We start from the raw sequence: 2,581 nt of genomic DNA, 5'->3' as shown, positions 1-2,581 counted from the left end.
TGGGGATGGTATCTACAAACTTATCATCAAAACTTACACCCAAAACCAAAAAAGCGCAACCCAAATCGTTGCGCTTTTTTATTAAAATTTGGATAAAATTTGACGTGGATGAGTTTTAAAATTTATCCGTTTTAAAACCTACCCAAAATCGCCAAATTTATCAGAATTTTGCCAATACTTCGTCTAGGCTCAGCATTTGCTTGCCATCAATGCCACGCTTGACGTATTCGTACTTGCCTTCTGCCAAATTACGCTCACTCACCACAATGCGGTGCGGAATGCCAATCAGCTCAAGGTCGGCAAATTTCACGCCCGGACGCTCATCACGGTCGTCTAGCAGCACATTCACGCCTTTGTCTTTAAGCGTTTGGTATAGCTCTTCGGCTTTGGCTTCTGCCGAGCCGTCTTTTGAGCGCATTGGCACGATGGCAACATAAAACGGTGCGATGTTATCCGCTGGGTCTGGCGTGTCCGCCCAGATGATGCCTTGCTCGTCATGGTTTTGTTCGATGGCGGCAGCGATGATACGGCTAACGCCAATGCCATAGCAGCCCATCATTAGTGTAACTGGCTTGCCTTCTTTGCCAAGCACACGGCAACCCAGCGCGTCTGAGTATTTGTCGCCCAGCTGGAAAACGTGCCCCACTTCAATGCCGCGTTTGATGTTAATCACGCCTTTGCCGTCTGGGCTTGGGTCGCCGTCTACGACATTGCGAATGTCCACCACGCCAGCCAAAGCCGCATCACGCTCCCAGTTCATGCCTGTGGTGTGCTTATGCTCGATGTTTGCGCCAGACACAAAGTCCGCCAAAGCTGCTGCGGCACGGTCGGCATATACAGGAATGCCATAAGATGACAAGTCTGCGCTGATGTAGCCTTTAATCAAACCAGCTTCTTTCATTGCTTCTTCGCTTGCCATTTCTAAAGGCGTGGCAACGTCAGCGATTTTCTCAGCTTTGATTTCGTTTAGCGTGTGATCGCCACGCAAAATCAGCGCCACAAGTTTTGGTGCGTCTGGGTTTTCTTCGCTGTGTGCGCCTTTGACGATGAGTGTTTTGACGGTCTGCTCAAGCGCGATGCCCAAATGCTTGGCAACTTCTTCGCACGTTGGCATATTGACGGTGTCCACATCGGTGCGAGCTTGGCTTGGTGCTGGGCGAGTGGCGGTGCAGATGGCTTCGGCAAGTTCTACGTTTGCTGCAAAGTCGCTTTCGCTGCTAAAGGCGATGTCGTCTTCGCCACTGTCTGCCAGCACATGAAATTCATGAGATGCAAAGCCACCGATAGAGCCTGTGTCTGCTTGTACGGCACGGAAATTCAGCCCAAGACGGCTAAAAATACGGCTGTAAGCGTCATACATATCTTGGTAAGTTTCGGCAAGCGACTCTTTGTCAATGTGGAAAGAATAGGCGTCTTTCATGGTAAATTCACGCGCACGCATCACCCCAAAGCGTGGGCGGATTTCGTCACGGAATTTGGTTTGGATTTGGTAATAAGACACAGGCAGCTGCTTGTAGCTTTTTAGTTCGTTGCGCGCGATGTCGGTGATGACTTCTTCGTGTGTCGGACCAAGCACAAAATCACGCTGATGACGGTCTTTAAAACGCAACAATTCTGCACCATAATCGTCCCAGCGGCCAGATTCTTGCCACAGTTCGGCAGGCTGCGTTACAGGCATGAGCAGTTCTTGGGCGTTGATACGATTCATCTCTTCACGCACAATGCGCTCTACATGGCGCAGCACACGCAGACCCATCGGCATCCACACATACAAGCCTGACGCAAGTTTGCGAATCAGACCTGCACGCACCATCAGCTGACTTGAGACGATGTCGGCATCGCTTGGGGTTTCTTTTAAGGTGGCAAAGGTAAATTTACTGGCTTTCATGACAACTCTGCAAAATCTTTGGTAAAATAAATTGAGCAATAAAAATGTCTATCTTACGGTAAATTTGGGCGAATATGCAACCAATTTTTGTGAAATTGTTTAAAATTGTGTGTATGATGGCGTATCAAGCGTGCAAAGTTGCCAATTTTTATAAAATTGAAGGCTGAAACCGCTGTGGTTTGATGTCTTTGCATGAGTGGTTTTTGATTTGTCGTATCGTTTGAATGATTGCTCTGATTGGAAACTTTGTAATTTTTAAAGGGGCTGTAGTAGATAACAAATATGTTATACTACAAAAATGAAGATAACTCGTTGTAAATTATCAAGAAAAACTCAATTAAGACTACTTGAGTTTTTCATTGCAGAAGTTACCGCTAGAACAGCGGCTGATTTGTTAAACATTCAACACAATTCAGCAGTCCTTTTCTACCACAAAATCCGCCTTGTGATAGAATATCACTTAGCTCTTGAAGCCAACACTGTTTTTGACGGTGAAGTAGAGCTTGATGAAAGTTACTTCGGCGGTATTCGTAAAGGCAAACGTGGTCGTGGTGCAGCTGGCAAGACTGCTGTATTTGGTTTATTAAAACGCAATGATAAAGTTTACACTGTTGTTGTTAAAGATACTAAGACAAATACACTAATGCCAATTATCACAAGTAAAATCAAGCCTGATAGCATTGTCTACACAGA

Annotated in this window: 2 protein-coding genes; one reads left to right on the top strand and one right to left on the bottom strand. The window is 46.1% G+C overall.

Going from position 1 to position 2,581, the window contains the following annotated elements; all coding sequences use genetic code 11:
• Nucleotides 1-160: 160 nt before the first annotated feature.
• A complete protein-coding gene (locus B0181_RS10260; protein WP_078277404.1) occupies nucleotides 161-1,888 on the bottom strand; it encodes a proline--tRNA ligase in 1,728 nt (575 codons plus the stop codon).
• A 298-nt stretch (nucleotides 1,889-2,186) separates the two neighbouring features.
• On the opposite strand from B0181_RS10260, the gene B0181_RS10255 reads away from it, so the two are divergent.
• On the top strand, nucleotides 2,187-2,581 hold a 395-nt coding region (locus B0181_RS10255; RefSeq protein WP_143821564.1), incomplete at its 3' end, for an IS1595 family transposase.

The sequence above is a fragment of the Moraxella caviae genome (assembly GCF_002014985.1).
Classification (GTDB): domain Bacteria; phylum Pseudomonadota; class Gammaproteobacteria; order Pseudomonadales; family Moraxellaceae; genus Moraxella; species Moraxella caviae.
Note: the sequence above shows the minus strand (reverse complement) of the source record. Positions and strands in the feature narration are given on the sequence as shown.

Excerpts from the sequence above, each read along its gene's own strand:
- B0181_RS10260 (WP_078277404.1), bottom strand. The coding sequence starts at position 1,888 with ATGAAAGCCAGTAAATTTACCTTTGCCACCTTAAAAGAAACCCCAAGC.